Raw genomic sequence first — 14,269 nt, 5'->3', positions numbered from 1 at the left:
CCGCTTATTGCGCAGCCTTACTTTTGGCTATATTTTGCTGATGTTCCTTATACGTTTTGGCAAACAAATGCCCGAAGGTACCGTCCTTCTTGGTCACGTAGAACAAGTAATCCGAAGCTTCCGGTTCCAATGCTGCCTCAATGGATGCCAGACTTGGACTTGCAATCGGTCCTGGTGGCAGCCCTTTGTTCAGATACGTATTATAGGGGCTCTGTACCTTCAGATCCTTGAAAAGCAATCTGGCCTTCGGCTTATCCAGTAAATACTGTACTGTCGCGTCGATCTCCAGTTTCATATCCTGCTTGATCCGATTATAGATCACACCTGCCACCAGCGCGCGTTCCTGATCCACCACGACTTCTCTCTCGACGAGCGATGCGATTGTCAACACTTCATGCAAAGATAGATTTCTCTCCTTGAGTTTGGATGCCAAATCAGGGATAGAATCAATCTTAGTCTGGAATTCCTCAAGCATTCGCTGCATGACCTCTTGAGTAGAACTTTCCTCTTTGAGCTCATACGTCTCCGGAAACAGATATCCCTCCAACACATATCGCAGTTCTTCATCCACTGGAATGTCCTTGATGATGTCGATATCAAAAGCAGATGGATCATTCGCAAGTTTGATAAATTCCTCACGATCCACAATTCCCTCAGCAGATAGTTTGTCTGCCATTTGTAATACTGTATATCCCTCAGGAATAGTAAACTTGACCATGGATTCAGGCACAACTTCACCGTTACTCAGCTTACTAATAATCTCATCGTATGACACACCTGGATTTAAGGAATATGTACCTGCCATAAAATTCGATCCTTGTTTCTTCCATTTCAGGTATCCCTTAAATGCTAAACCACTTCGAATCAAACCTTCCTGCTCCAACTGGTCGGCAATTTTGGAAGTTCCTGACCCGCTCTTGATCTCGAAAACGATCGGTTCTGTGGATGCTTGTACGGGACGCATCATGTTCCAGACATATACGCCTGCGCCTCCAGCAACAACCACGATGATAAGCAGAAAGACTAATATCGCTTTTCCCTTCAAAAAAGACACAACTCCTTTACACAACCAAAAAGAGCGGACTTCTCCGCCCTTCCGGTTTCTTCAATTTGAAGCTGATCAATCAATCTTCGTCAATGGGGAGTGTACACTCATCATACAATTCAGAGATGTTCTCCCACTCATCATCATCGTCAATCGTAACTAATTCCGGCATGATCTGGCCTTCACTTCCCGGTAAAACCCGCAGAAGTTCAACTTCGTCATAAGGACGTAATGAACTGCGAAGCACCGCATACTGTTGGCCCTTCACTTCAAACTCAGCCAGCAGGTCATACGGATGCGATTTACCGTTCTCTTCTTCCAGCTCAACGTGAGCACCAAAAGCCAGACGCAGCGAATCTGTCCATTTCAAGTCTTCGCGGCTGTATTCTGTCATTTAGTTCGCTTCCTCTTCATCTTCTGCAAGAAATGTATTAAACGTCTCCTCGACGATATCCCATTCGGCATCATCTTGGATGACGAAAAGTTTAATATCGTCGCCCTCTTCTTCATAACGGAATGCATAAACATCCGTCTCTCCATCTTCGGGTTCAACCGGAGCAACCATCATGTACTTGGCCTCCGAACCGTCCACTTCGAATTTCATGATGACTTCGAATTCCTCTTCATTACCCTCGTCATCCGCAATGTAAATAATCTCCGATTCTTCTTCCATACCCAGTTGATCTTCAGCCATTGTTGATCCCCCTCACCTTTTACTATTGGCATCCAAATAATTTTGCAAAATCAAGCTTGCGGCCATTTTGTCCACAACCTGCTTGCGTTTTTTGCGACTGACATCCGCTTCAAGCAACGTTCGTTCTGCTGCCATGGTTGTCAGTCGTTCATCCCAAAGGTGAACAGGTAAATTCAGTTCGCCCCGCAGGCGTTCGGCAAAAGCAATGCATATTTCACCACGCGGCCCTACGGTGCCGTTCATGTTTTTGGGAAGTCCGACAACAATCTCGCCGATCTCATGCTCACGCACAAGCTCCGCAATCCGAGCGAACTCACCTTCATCCCGGCGGCGTTCAAGTACTTCCAATCCCTGGGCAGTCCAACCGAAGGCGTCACTAGCGGCAACTCCGATTCTCCGGTCCCCATAGTCCAAACCTAATATTTTCATCCATGCTCTCCCATCCTCAAGCCTGCTCAGGTCGAACAATATTCGCCTACTCAAGCTTCAGGCTGTCTTCTGTCGGTTCATTTCCCGCTGCCTGCATAGCTGCATCACAGCGGAAGCGGTGTACATTACCGGTGATTGGCCAGATAAGAACGAACAAGCTCTTCAATCAGCTCATCACGCTCTTTTTTACGGACCAGACTGCGTGCATTGTTGTGACGAGGGATGTATGCGGGGTCTCCAGAAATCAGATACCCGACAATCTGGTTAATAGGATTATACTCCTTATCCACCAGTGCATCATATACCGTGAGAAGAATCTCTTTGGAGGATGCTTCCTGCTCGTCGGCTTTCACATTAAATTTAACCGTCTTATCCATGGAGTCCATTGATGACACCTCGCTCCTGCATGAACATGGGGACCATGTCCTGCCGAATTGATTTCTGCTTATATAATAACATATTCTGACTGCCACAAGTAAACAAAGGATAAGCCAATTGTGTTTTTTGCTTGTCCTTTACTGGCTAACCAATGAAACCGCCAGTTTCAACGCTTCATCCAGCTTGCTTGCATCCTTGCCTCCGGCTTGCGCCATATCAGGACGTCCGCCACCTCCGCCGCCGCATACTGCCGCAACTTCCTTGACGATTTTACCTGCATGCAGCCCTTGTTTTACCTGTTCAGCAGGGACAGCTACAACGAAATTCACTTTGCCGTCAGCTGGAGCACCCAGTACGAGTACAGCATTCGGCAGTTTTACTTTTAATTCATCAGCCACTGTACGCAGTGCATCCATGTTCGGAGCATCCACACGAGCTGCAAGCAATTGTGTGTTTCCTGCTTGTACGACTTGATCTGTCAATGCGCCTGCTTCCATGGCACTCAGCTTGCTTTGCAGTGATTCAGTCTCTCTCGCAGCTTCTTTCAATTGCTGATTCAGACCTTCAATGCGTTTAGGTACATCCGCCACATTTGCTTTGAGCAGGGATGCGGATTGTTTGAGCAATTCAAGCTGACTTTCTACATACAGATACGCGCCACGGCCAGTAACAGCTTCGATCCGACGTACGCCGGAGCCGATTCCGCTCTCGCTCACCAGCTTAAAGATACCAATCTCTGATGTATTATTTACGTGACAGCCGCCACAAAGTTCCAAACTATAATCTCCGACTTGTACCACACGTACGATATCGCCGTATTTTTCACCGAACAATGCCATTGCGCCCATTTCTTTGGCTTCATCAATAGCTTTCAGTTCAATGTTTACGTTCAGACGATTCCAGATCTGTTCGTTTACCTGACGCTCGATCTCTGTTAATTCTTCCGGCGTAATGCTGCCGAAGTGCGAGAAGTCAAAACGCAGACGTTGAGGCTCTACGAGTGATCCTGCCTGATTTACATGTGTTCCGAGCACATCTTTGAGCGCTTTGTGCAGCAAATGGGTTGCGGTATGGTTTTTGATAATATCGCCGCGTTTGGACGCATCCACTTCAGCTTTAACCACATCACCTACACGCAGTTCCCCGGACTCTACAGTCACCAAATGTACGTGTTGTCCCAGCGGAGCTTTGAACAGGCCTTGCACTTTTGCCGTTACACTTGCTCCGCGCAGCAAGCCCTGATCACTCACTTGTCCGCCACTTTCCGCATAGAACGGAGTCTTGTCAAGGATGACCTGGCATGTCTGTCCTTCGCTTACGGAGTCTACCAGTGCGTCACCAGCAACGATGGCTACCACTTTAGCTTCCGTCAACAGGTCATTATAACCAACAAACTCGCTTTTAACCGCCAGATCAGCAAGCGGTCCGCCTTGAACCTTCATGCTCTCGTTTTCCTGGCGTCCTGCACGACCAAGTTCACGCTGCTTCTGCATGGAAGCATCAAAACCTTCACGATCTACCGTCAGACCATGCTCTGCTGCATAATCTTCTGTCAGGTCAAACGGGAAACCGTACGTATCATACAGTTTGAACGCTTCAGGCCCGCTAATAACCGTACGTCCTTCGGACTTGGCTGTGCTGCTGATATCAGCCAGGATAGCCAGACCATCTGTGAGTGTTTCGTGGAAACGCTCTTCCTCGGTTTTGATCACTTTAGCGATAAACTCCTGTTTGTCCACGACTTCCGGATAGTACATCCCCATCACTTCACCAACAGTCGTTGTCAGTTCATACAGAAATGGACGGTCGAGTCCCAATACTTTTCCGTAACGTACGGCACGACGGAGCAAACGGCGAATGACATATCCGCGTCCTTCATTGCTTGGCAGAACGCCATCACCTACAGCAAAGGCAACGGTCCGAATGTGGTCGGCAATAACTTTCAGTGCAACGTCAATTTCTACGCTGTCATTATATTTCACACCGGCAAGTGCCGCTGTTCTCTGAATCATCGGTTGGAACAGGTCTGTGTCGAAGTTGGAATCCACATTTTGCAGAATCGAAGCAAAACGCTCCAAACCCGCACCTGTATCAATATTTTTGTTAGGAAGCGGTGTGTAGCTACCATCTTTGTTATGGTTGAACTGGGAGAATACCAGGTTCCACACTTCCAGATAACGTTCGTTTTCCCCACCTGGATACATCTCGGAATCATTCATGTCGTTGCCATAAGCTTCGCCGCGATCATAGAAGATTTCGGTACACGGTCCACACGGGCCTTCGCCGATATCCCAGAAGTTTTCATCCAGTTTGATGATACGTTCAGCAGGCAAGCCTACTTTTTCGTTCCACAGTTTGAAGGCCTCTTCGTCTTCAGGGTATACCGTTACGGAGAGACGTTCCGGATCGAAACCGATCCATTCTTTGCTTGTGAGAAATTCCCATGCCCAAGTAATCGTCTCTTCCTTGAAGTAGTCTCCAATGGAGAAGTTACCGAGCATTTCGAAGAACGTATGGTGACGGCGAGTTTTACCGACATTTTCAATATCGTTTGTACGAATACATTTTTGGGAGTTGGCGAGACGCGGGTTCTCCGGTTTCTCCCGACCGTCAAAATACGGTTTCAATGGTGCCATACCCGCATTGATCCACAGAAGGGATGGATCATTATGAGGTACAAGCGATGCGCTTGGCTCGATTTTGTGACCTTTACTTGCAAAAAACTCTATCCATTTGGACCGGATTTCACTGGCTTTCATACGGTGTGCCCCCAATTAATTATAATAGTCCGGTGCATATTCGCTCCGGGTTGTTAACAAGTAAAAACAAACACAAAAAACGCCCCTGATAGTCAGGGACGATTATAATCGCGGTACCACCCTGGTTATTGCTGTTCATCCGCAGATGGAACAAACAATCTCCTCGTTGATGCGAAATAACGGTCGCTCCCGGCAGGGTTGTCCTGCACTCCGAAATCAGCTTTCCGCCGTTTCAACTTTCAAGACTCTTCCAGCCATCGGGCTCAGATTACATCTGATCCGAAGAAGTCTATTCTCTGAGGAAAGGAACCCTCGGCGTACTTCATTTCATCATCGATTTCTTGTTCTAAACATACCCCTCCATTATATCGATATGCCTATATGGTGTCAACGCACCCTTTAGTACCAGACCATTGCTACGGTCAGTCCGTTCTTCGTTTGATGTAATAGGCAAAAAAGTGTTGCACAATGACTTTCAGAACAGCAAAGACTGGCACCGCCAGAATGAGACCCACTATGCCCGCCAGTTCACCTCCCACAAGGAGCGCGAAGATAATCGACAACGGATGCAAATGCAGAGTCCGCCCTACCACTTGAGGGGAGATGACGTTGCTCTCCAGCACCTGGCATAGTGTGTTCACAATGACAACGAAGAGCACCATTTTGAACGATACCGTAGACGCCATCACCACTGCAGGAGCAGCTCCAAGAAACGGGCCCAGATAAGGCACGATGTTAAATACAGCGACAATGCTGGCGAGCAGTAGTGCATAAGGCATATCAATGACGATGTAACCGATATAGGCAAAGATGCCCACAATCACACAGACGATAAACTGTCCGCGAATATAGTTTCCCAAGGCCGTATCAATCTCTTTCATAACCGAAACAATGGCCTTGCGCCGTGAGCGGGGCAGGTACGCCACAATCGTACGCTCGAACACCTCAAAATCTTTTAACATATAGAAAATGAGAAATGGCACGATAAACACGTTGAACAACACATTAATGGTTGTCCCGATATTATCCATCAGCTTTGTAATCCCCTGGGTTAAACGATCCTCCATTTGGAAAAACCAGCTGTTCATACCTGTGCGTACACTTGGCGGCATTAATTTGTGATCCATATTGTTCATCAGACTCTGGGCACGCATCGACAGCTCCGGCATATGCTCGTTTAGTTCCTCCAACTGTTCAATCAACACCGGAATGACATTCATCAGGATGACCCCGATACAGGTGAGGAAAAAAGCATAGATTAACAACACGGCAATGGTTCGAGGGACTTTGCGCCCTCCCAGCATGCTTACAATCGGATTGAGAACATAGGATATGATGAGAGCCACGATAAATGGTGCCAGCACTGTTTTCAGAAATCCATATATATGAAGCAGTAATGGCCGCAGCAGCCAGATAAAATACAGAATAATCAATCCGAGCAGCAGCCAGATGGCATAACGGAACAGCTTGTTTTTGGTTAATTGCTCCACTTGCATCTCTCCCTTTTGGACTGGCTCTGAAAGTCAGTATATGTAAGGAAGGGAATATTTATTAACGCACAAAAAAAAGCGCCCCCTTCATGATGAAGGAGACGCATCTTGTGATCCAGGTTAGCATATATTCATACAAGTTCCCTTGAACCACTATGTAACCGCAGCTATATACATCTGTCATCATTTCATGACAGCATTCAATGACAGTCTTTGTCATGAAACCGCATATAGAAGAAGTTAAACTTCTTATTAAGAAGAAGCATGAAGATGAGGGAAGTCTTGCGGCAACTCTTCCCCGAAGAACAGATCATCGAGGGAACTGAGCGTGCCGTCTTCTTCCACTTGGTATACAGACATTTTCTCACCGTTCACTGTTAATTCGATAAAGCATCCCCAGCAATAAAACTGGTGGGAACCGATTTTCCCAATATCTTTGGAACTACAGTTTGGACATTTCATATTCATTCACCTATCCATTAACAGAATGAATGGCATTTTCCAAGCGCTGTTCACTCAGCGGCGGCACCATAATGGCACTTTCCCCAATAGACATATCGCTTGTACATGGCAGCCATTTGCGGCCCTCAATCAAATCGGACACAAAACCGTCCGTAATTTCAATCCCTATTATTGTATTTCCCAACTCCTGGTCAAAATAAACATCAGAGACACGTCCAAGCAGCAAACCTTCTTCGGTGAGCACGGACATCTCCTTCAATTTAGACTGGCCGAGGAGGTACGTGTGTTTTATGTCGTCGGCTCCCGTTTTGCGGACAGCCTGTTGATTACGGATCATGACGGCATCTTCGCCGTAGGCAACGATATCTTGCCACTGCACGATTTTGACATGACTGGTAAACAGGCCTTTGTTTTCAAGTTCAATGCCTTCAATTTTCCAATCGTCATTCACAATGAAATCCTGGATTTTACCGACCTGCTTCCCATCCTCAACGTCAAAAACGGCAAGTCCGATCATTTCCTGAAGCTTCATCGCTGGGTCCCCCTCATCTTCTTATCATTAAATAGTCGCGGCGCTATTGCTAGGTATGCCCAAAGTTGATGAGTGGCAATCAGACGCCGATCATCAAAACCGCTTCTATCCAACCGATGAAATGAAACTTCTTCCCTCCTTCTGTTCCATGTGCAAAGAGCCCCTTAGGCTCTATTACGCAGTCGCCCAAGAATGGTTCCAATTTTTTCGGCGGTTATCATGATTTCTTCCGTAGTATTACCCAACCCCCAGCTAAAACGAATCGCGGAATGCAAAAATGTCTCCGACAGCTTCATCGCTTTGAGTACATGGGATACTTCGAGGGAACCGGAAGTACATGCCGAACCGCTCGCAACTGCGATGCCTTCCATATCCAGATTCATGAGCATCGTCTCTGTGGATACTTCCGGAAAGCTGATGTTCAGGATATTGGGCAGCGTATATTCCGGATGTCCGTTGACGTGGAAATGTTCCAACCCTACATGCTGCTCCAATTGTTCCAGAAGCAATGATCGCAATGCCAGATCATGTTCAAGGCGTGCCTCGGCTTTTTCTCCTGAGATTTTCAACGCCTCCGCAAAGCCAGTGATACCCGCTATATTCTCGGTACCTGCACGTCGCTGCCGTTCCTGAAGTCCACCATGAGATCTCGCTTCCAGCACAATTCCGCGCCGTACGTATAGTGCACCCACGCCTTGAGGACCATTAATTTTATGAGCAGAGAAGCTGATCATATCCACAGGCAGCTCCTTACAAGAAATTTCCTGAGTACCAAGAGCCTGAACTGCATCGGTATGGAACAAAATGTCATGTTGACGAGCCAACTCACCAATTTCGCGGATAGGCTGAATCGTACCCACTTCATTATTGGCGTACATCATGGTAATTAGCACTGTATCTGGCCGAATGGCATCTTTCAGCTCTTCCAGACGTATTCTTCCGTATTCATCTACAGGCAAATAGGTCACGTCATAGCCTTGTCGCTCCAGCTCCTGACAAGTATGCAGTACCGCATGATGTTCAATGGCTGTTGTAATAATGTGCCGTCCCCGTTCGTTTCTCGCTGAAACTGCGCCAAATATCGCCAGATTGTCACTTTCCGTGCCGCCTCCGGTAAATACGAGTTCATCTGGGAAACAACCCAAAGACGCCGCAATGACATCCCTTGCTCCACTGACGGTCCGTTTGGCTTCACGCCCAAAGGCATGGATACTTGATGCATTGCCATATTGCCCTGTCATAACTTTCATCATCGCTTCCGCGACTTGTGGGTGCATAGGTGTCGATGCGGCGTGATCCAAATATATTCTTTTCATTGATTTCTCCCCGTTATATGTTGGACTTTCATATTTTTTAAACCATAAAGAAGCTTGTTGCACGGCTAAAGCCCCCAATATGGGGGCTTTAGTGTGTCGTCTGTGATGCTCATCATCAACTATATTAGATATAGAACATGTAGGAATCTTTTTGTTCTTGGTCCTGGAATGTAATCAGATCCTTCAGCGTTGTTGAATCCAATACTTCTGCAATGCTGTCACGGATGCGCAACCACAAGTCGCGCTTCGCCGGATCATCTTCCTCTGTGAAATCCACTGGAGAGATTGGACCTTCCAATACACGAATAACATCCCCTGCCGTTACGGTAGCAGGATCGCCTGCCAGAATGTAACCGCCGTAGGCGCCACGGATACTTTTGACCAGTCCTGCATTACGCAGGGGAGCGATCAATTGCTCCAGATAGTGCTCCGAGAGCTGGTTGCGCTCGGCAATACTTTTCAAAGATGTCGGGCCTTCGCCTGTTCTGGCTGCCAGCTCCATCATGATTGTGAGCCCATAACGGCCCTTTGTCGATATTTTCAAAGGAGTCACCTCTTTCAATTTTCGAAAAAATAAGTTGTGAAACATAAAATAACAGGATGTGGTCCAAGACCGTCTTTCCAGGATCCGCCACAGCGGGATATGAAAAATACAGACCTAGTCCCTCTAATCCTCCGTATTCCGATCATAACCCTCAGCTAATGTTAACATATCTGCATGCTTTATGGAAAAGAAAGATTGACGAAATTCCAAAATGTGCGCCTGTGGTGGACACTATCCAAAGTTGGCCGGGTGTATCGTAACTTGAGTCCGGTTATGCTAGAATAAGAAACGAAACACATTTATATAGAGAAATGGTGATAACGATGTCCAAAACAATTGAAAATACACGGGTCGTCGTTGGCATGTCCGGAGGTGTCGATTCTTCCGTCACCGCACTGCTGCTGAAGGAGCAGGGTTACGATGTCATCGGCATTTTCATGAAAAACTGGGATGACACGGACGAGTTCGGCCACTGTACCGCTGAAGAAGATTCAGAGGACGTACGCCGGGTTTGCGAACAGATCGGCATTCCTTACTACACTGTCAACTTCGAGAAAGAGTACTTTGATAAAGTATTTTCCTATTTCCTTGATGAATATAAGTCGGGTCGGACTCCGAATCCTGATGTCATGTGTAATCGTGAGATCAAATTCGGCGAATTCCTGAACAAAGCACTGGATCTCGGTGCTGACTATGTGGCTACAGGCCACTATGCTCGCCTCATTGAAGAAGATGGAACGTTCAAACTGCTGCGCGGTGTGGACAGTAACAAAGACCAAACGTACTTCCTCAATGCACTGAATCAGAACCAGCTGTCCAAAGCCATGTTCCCAATTGGTCATCTTCCTAAACCGGAAGTGCGCAAGATTGCAGAAGCAGCTGGCCTGTACACCGCGAAGAAAAAAGATAGCACAGGTGTCTGCTTCATCGGCGAGCGCAACTTTAAAGAGTTCCTGAGCAACTATCTTCCTGCCAAAGGTGGAGACATGGTTGATATTGCAACTGGAGAAGTGAAGGGCCGTCATGACGGTCTGATGTACTATACGCTTGGACAGCGTCAAGGTCTCGGCATTGGCGGTTCCGGTAATGGTGAACCCTGGTTCGTAGCAGACAAGGATCTGGAGAAAAATCAACTGCTTGTTGTTCAAGGCGATGCACATGCAAGCCTGTATTCAACCGGTCTGACTGCAACAGGTGTAAACTGGATCGCAGGTGCAGCACACATGCCTAACGTACCATTCCGTTGTACCGCCAAATTCCGCTATCGTCAGCCGGATCAGGGTGTAACCCTGACATGGCAGGAAGATGGCAGCGTGGATGTACAGTTTGACCAACAGCAAAAAGCGATCACGCCTGGTCAAGCCGTTGTGTTTTATGATGGAGATGTATGTCTCGGCGGCGGAACGATCGATCAGGTTCAAAAAGTGCCTGTACCGGCGCTGCAATAGATTCAATAACAAAAATGAATCCATGCCCGTATGGATTTTGCACAATACCCTGTATTCCTATAACAAAAGCCATCTTTCATGTATACCATGACGGATGGCTTTTTTCCTTCTTTTTCCTGCAAAAAAAATAATTATTTTCACTTATGCAGCCAGCCACACTCCTGCAAAAGAGGCCGCAACCCCCATCAGTACCGAACTTGTGACGTATATAACTGCTCTGAAGTAACGTTCCTGCCCCATCAGACTAAGGGTCTCATATCCAAACGTAGAGAATGTGGTATACGCTCCGCAAAATCCAGTACCCCCTATCACCCAGACTGGATCTGGGATTGAAGCTGACTGATGCCAGCCATAGAGCAATCCAAGTAACAGAGAACCACTGATATTAATAACCCATGTGCCCCATGGGAAGGCCGTTCCGAGCGAACCGGATATCCATCGACCCAAACTGTAGCGAAGCACCGCACCCAGCATTCCTGCAAGACCAATCCAGATGATCAAGGTGCAACACCATCCTGCGTCGGTTTTCCCAGCATTCGCTGGCCAACCTTAATCCCCAATGCACACAGTAATAACCCTGCGAGCAAACTCACAACGAGATATATAACAGCCTTACCCCATATTCCTCCTTCAGATAAACGGACCATATCGAGAGTAAAAGTGGAGAATGTAGTGAATGCCCCGGTGAACCCCGTTCCAATCGCAAGACGAAGTTGAGGCGTTATTTTACCTGGAACAGCTATGGTGAAGAACCAACCCAAAAACAGGCTCCCAATGGCATTGATCAGCAGCACTGCCCAAGGGAAGCCTTCATTTGCTGCTGGCATCCATAACTGTATCCCATATCGGCATAATGTACCCAAGATTCCGCCGATTCCAATATAGAATACTTCTTTCATTGTTCAAGCATCTCCCGGGTCATCGATCTTACAACTCTCTGCGCCGCTGCTGGTTTAGACGAATCTTCGATTCATTGCCTTGTTCCGTTGCTTCATAGAAAATACGGCGTGAGAGCTGTTTCGGTAAATATTCCTGCTTCACATAATGGCCGGGATAATTGTGCGGGTATTGATAGCCTTCATGTCCCAGCTTCACTGCACCGGAATAATGGGTATCCCTCAGATGAAGAGGGACCTCAGCCGATTTCACCTCATCGATAGCATTCATTGCTTTCGAGATCGCAGTATAAACCGCATTGGACTTCGGACTTTCAACAGCAAACAGGATCGCTTGAGCAATGTTCAGCTTGGCTTCAGGCCAGCCATTATTGCGATAAGCATCCAGCGCCCCAATGGCCTGGGTCATCGCTTGAGGATTCGCAAGTCCAATATCTTCACTGCTCGCTGCAATCAGACGACGTATAAACGTCATCGGGTCCATACCCAGCTTCTCTACCGCATACAAAAACCAGAACAGTGCCGCATCACTGGAACCCCGGATGCTTTTATGAAATGCCGACAGTACATCGTATTGTGTCGATTCATCTGCCTTCACAATCGGACGACGTATGGATTCTTCAGCTACATCAAGCGTAATGTGAATCGAGCCATCCTTCTCTGGCGGTGTAGTCAGTGCAGCAAGTTCCAAGGCGTTCAGCGCACGCCGAATATCGCCATTTGCCATCGTCGCAATATGCTCCAATGCCTCGTCATCTGCCTGCAAGTCCATGAATCCCAAACCTTTATCCGCATCCGCCAGTGCCCGGCGCATTGCAATCAGGGAATGCTCTTTGTTCAAAGACTCCAGCTGAAACAGCGTGGAACGGCTCATCAAGGCCCCATTCACATAATGAAAGGGATTCTCTGTCGTTGCGCCGATAAAAATGATCGTGCCCTTCTCTACGGCGGGCAGCAGCGCATCCTGACGTGAACTATTAAACCGGTGTACTTCATCAAGGAACAAAATGGTTTTTGTTCCATACAACTGCTTGTTCGTTTGCGCCTGCTCGATGACTTCACGTACATCTTTGACGGAAGCATCCACCGCATTCAGACGGACGAACTGTCCTTGGGTATGTTGGGAAATAATATGTGCTAGTGTTGTCTTGCCACATCCCGGAGGACCATAAAGCAAGATAGACGAGATCTGATCCGCTTCAATGGCGCGCCGAAGCAATTTCCCCGGTCCTATAATGTGCTCTTGCCCAATATATTCATCAAGCCGCTCAGGCCGCATGCGGTCAGCGAGCAGTCTTGCTTGAGGTTCTGAATCTTGCTGAAACGAAAATAAATCCATTGCTCATCACTTCCTTAACGGATTGCCTTTACTTGTTCCTTAATAAATCTTGATTAATCGCTATTCTCTATCATATCATACTCCCGCGGCAGCATACCCATAAATGCCCCAAGCGCACTGCTGACAAAAGCATTCTTGCGAGTAATAAAATGAGTCATCATCCGATTCATGCCTACCGGGAGTGTGTGCTTGCGCAGTAATCCATTTTCAATCTGATTCCGAATGACGATTTCGGGTAAAAGTGAAATTCCCATGCCGGATGTCACCCCGCTAATAATTGCTTCAAGGGTTCCAAATTCCATAATGACCGGACGGGTTACACCGCTAACCGATAACCATTCCTCCAAAATCTGACGATACGAACATCCCATGCTGTAGACCAGAATCGGTTTACTGGTGAGTTCTTCGTTTTCCGGTCCCATACCGGAGGAGACAACAAATAGTTCTTCGTCGAATACAGGAGTAGAAACAATGTCGGGGTGGTCACATGAACAACCGATAAACGCCCCTTCCAATTCATACCCAATAACCTGATCCATAAGCACTTGGGAGTTACCTGTAGTCAAAGATAAGGAGACTGCCGGATGCTGTTTATAATATTTGGCAAAAAGCTCAGGTAAACGTACCGCTGCTGCAGTTTGCGTGGAGCCTATGCGCAGTGGTCCAGAAGGTTCAATTGTAGAGCTCAACGCTTTACCTGCCTCATCGAGAAGGCCTACAATTTTATCCGCATAGGTCAGCAGCATCTCACCGGCTGGAGATAACGTCATCCCCCGATTATGACGGATAAATAGCAGTGTCCCTACTTCGGATTCCAGATGTCGTATTCTTGCTGTCACATTGGACTGCACGTAACCGAGTCGCTCCGCAGCTCGGGTCAGATTCCCTTCTTGTGCGACACATTGAAATATCCTTAAATCCCCACTCTCCATTGTAA

At 47.3% G+C, this 14,269-nt stretch carries 16 protein-coding genes; 1 reads left to right on the top strand and 15 read right to left on the bottom strand.

Going from position 1 to position 14,269, the window contains the following annotated elements; genetic code table 11:
* Positions 1-4: 4 nt before the first annotated feature.
* The 11 genes from mltG to cymR all read right to left on the bottom strand — a co-directional run bounded on the left by mltG (position 5) and on the right by cymR (position 9,649).
* Positions 5-1,045, bottom strand: coding sequence for an endolytic transglycosylase MltG (gene mltG / locus G3352_RS14815; RefSeq protein WP_205524879.1), 1,041 nt, complete (start codon positions 1,043-1,045; stop codon positions 5-7).
* A gap of 79 nt (positions 1,046-1,124) precedes the next feature.
* Positions 1,125-1,439, bottom strand: a complete 315-nt coding sequence (locus G3352_RS14810) for a DUF1292 domain-containing protein (RefSeq protein WP_024633076.1) — start codon at positions 1,437-1,439, stop codon at positions 1,125-1,127.
* Positions 1,440-1,739, bottom strand: coding sequence for a DUF1292 domain-containing protein (locus tag G3352_RS14805; RefSeq protein WP_024633075.1), 300 nt, complete (start codon positions 1,737-1,739; stop codon positions 1,440-1,442). It abuts the gene before it with no gap.
* Positions 1,740-1,751: 12 nt separating this feature from the next.
* Positions 1,752-2,168 (bottom strand): Holliday junction resolvase RuvX, encoded by a 417-nt coding sequence (ruvX, locus tag G3352_RS14800; RefSeq protein WP_076287768.1) that lies wholly within the window; start codon positions 2,166-2,168, stop codon positions 1,752-1,754.
* A 125-nt stretch (positions 2,169-2,293) separates the two neighbouring features.
* Entirely contained in the window at positions 2,294-2,554 is a 261-nt protein-coding gene (locus G3352_RS14795) for an IreB family regulatory phosphoprotein (protein WP_024633073.1), read from the bottom strand.
* A 129-nt stretch (positions 2,555-2,683) separates the two neighbouring features.
* On the bottom strand, positions 2,684-5,305 hold the full coding sequence (alaS, locus tag G3352_RS14790) for an alanine--tRNA ligase (RefSeq protein ID WP_163757533.1): 2,622 nt from the start codon (positions 5,303-5,305) through the stop codon (positions 2,684-2,686).
* A gap of 422 nt (positions 5,306-5,727) precedes the next feature.
* Positions 5,728-6,795 carry an AI-2E family transporter gene (locus G3352_RS14785; protein ID WP_076287766.1) on the bottom strand — a complete coding sequence of 356 codons (1,068 nt, stop codon included), beginning with the start codon at positions 6,793-6,795 and terminating at the stop codon, positions 5,728-5,730.
* A gap of 252 nt (positions 6,796-7,047) precedes the next feature.
* Entirely contained in the window at positions 7,048-7,257 is a 210-nt protein-coding gene (locus G3352_RS14780) for a hypothetical protein (RefSeq protein WP_024633070.1), read from the bottom strand.
* A gap of 10 nt (positions 7,258-7,267) precedes the next feature.
* Positions 7,268-7,789 (bottom strand): PRC-barrel domain-containing protein, encoded by a 522-nt coding sequence (locus G3352_RS14775; protein WP_024633069.1) that lies wholly within the window; start codon positions 7,787-7,789, stop codon positions 7,268-7,270.
* Between the two features lie 164 nt (positions 7,790-7,953).
* The gene (locus G3352_RS14770; RefSeq protein WP_163757531.1) at positions 7,954-9,105 is read right to left on the bottom strand and encodes a cysteine desulfurase family protein; all 1,152 of its coding nucleotides are present in this window, start codon (positions 9,103-9,105) and stop codon (positions 7,954-7,956) included.
* Between the two features lie 124 nt (positions 9,106-9,229).
* Positions 9,230-9,649: a cysteine metabolism transcriptional regulator CymR gene (cymR, locus tag G3352_RS14765; RefSeq protein ID WP_076287765.1), complete on the bottom strand. Its 420-nt coding sequence runs from the start codon at positions 9,647-9,649 to the stop codon at positions 9,230-9,232.
* 323 nt (positions 9,650-9,972) lie between these two features.
* Between cymR and mnmA the strand changes: the two genes are divergently transcribed.
* A complete protein-coding gene (gene mnmA, locus G3352_RS14760) occupies positions 9,973-11,097 on the top strand; it encodes a tRNA 2-thiouridine(34) synthase MnmA (RefSeq protein ID WP_064635858.1) in 1,125 nt (374 codons plus the stop codon).
* Between the two features lie 141 nt (positions 11,098-11,238).
* Here the strand turns inward: mnmA and crcB (G3352_RS14755) are convergent, their stop codons facing one another.
* The 4 genes from crcB (G3352_RS14755) to G3352_RS14740 are packed head-to-tail and all read right to left on the bottom strand — an operon-like array spanning position 11,239 to position 14,264.
* Complete coding sequence (crcB, locus tag G3352_RS14755; protein ID WP_163757529.1) at positions 11,239-11,598, bottom strand: fluoride efflux transporter CrcB; 360 nt, start codon at positions 11,596-11,598, stop codon at positions 11,239-11,241.
* Positions 11,595-11,996, bottom strand: a complete 402-nt coding sequence (gene crcB, locus G3352_RS14750; RefSeq protein ID WP_163757526.1) for a fluoride efflux transporter CrcB — start codon at positions 11,994-11,996, stop codon at positions 11,595-11,597. Before crcB (G3352_RS14750) ends, crcB (G3352_RS14755) begins: the two co-directional genes overlap by 4 nt.
* A gap of 28 nt (positions 11,997-12,024) precedes the next feature.
* Positions 12,025-13,332: a replication-associated recombination protein A gene (locus G3352_RS14745; RefSeq protein ID WP_163757524.1), complete on the bottom strand. Its 1,308-nt coding sequence runs from the start codon at positions 13,330-13,332 to the stop codon at positions 12,025-12,027.
* A 53-nt stretch (positions 13,333-13,385) separates the two neighbouring features.
* Positions 13,386-14,264, bottom strand: coding sequence for a LysR family transcriptional regulator (locus G3352_RS14740; RefSeq protein ID WP_163757521.1), 879 nt, complete (start codon positions 14,262-14,264; stop codon positions 13,386-13,388).
* Positions 14,265-14,269: the final 5 nt, after the last annotated feature.

Source organism: Paenibacillus sp. ALJ109b (assembly GCF_010747435.1).
Classification (GTDB): Bacteria; Bacillota; Bacilli; order Paenibacillales; family Paenibacillaceae; genus Paenibacillus; species Paenibacillus taichungensis.
Note: the sequence above shows the minus strand (reverse complement) of the source record. Positions and strands in the feature narration are given on the sequence as shown.

Excerpts from the sequence above, each read along its gene's own strand:
- G3352_RS14810 (WP_024633076.1), bottom strand. The coding sequence starts at position 1,439 with ATGACAGAATACAGCCGCGAAGACTTGAAATGGACAGATTCGCTGCGT.
- G3352_RS14805 (WP_024633075.1), bottom strand. The coding sequence starts at position 1,739 with ATGGCTGAAGATCAACTGGGTATGGAAGAAGAATCGGAGATTATTTAC.
- ruvX (WP_076287768.1), bottom strand. The coding sequence starts at position 2,168 with ATGAAAATATTAGGTTTGGACTATGGGGACCGGAGAATCGGAGTTGCC.
- G3352_RS14795 (WP_024633073.1), bottom strand. The coding sequence starts at position 2,554 with ATGGACTCCATGGATAAGACGGTTAAATTTAATGTGAAAGCCGACGAG.
- alaS (WP_163757533.1), bottom strand. The coding sequence starts at position 5,305 with ATGAAAGCCAGTGAAATCCGGTCCAAATGGATAGAGTTTTTTGCAAGT.
- G3352_RS14780 (WP_024633070.1), bottom strand. The coding sequence starts at position 7,257 with ATGAAATGTCCAAACTGTAGTTCCAAAGATATTGGGAAAATCGGTTCC.
- G3352_RS14775 (WP_024633069.1), bottom strand. The coding sequence starts at position 7,789 with ATGAAGCTTCAGGAAATGATCGGACTTGCCGTTTTTGACGTTGAGGAT.
- G3352_RS14770 (WP_163757531.1), bottom strand. The coding sequence starts at position 9,105 with ATGAAAAGAATATATTTGGATCACGCCGCATCGACACCTATGCACCCA.
- mnmA (WP_064635858.1), top strand. The coding sequence starts at position 9,973 with ATGTCCAAAACAATTGAAAATACACGGGTCGTCGTTGGCATGTCCGGA.
- crcB (WP_163757526.1), bottom strand. The coding sequence starts at position 11,996 with ATGAAAGAAGTATTCTATATTGGAATCGGCGGAATCTTGGGTACATTA.
- G3352_RS14745 (WP_163757524.1), bottom strand. The coding sequence starts at position 13,332 with ATGGATTTATTTTCGTTTCAGCAAGATTCAGAACCTCAAGCAAGACTG.
- G3352_RS14740 (WP_163757521.1), bottom strand. The coding sequence starts at position 14,264 with ATGGAGAGTGGGGATTTAAGGATATTTCAATGTGTCGCACAAGAAGGG.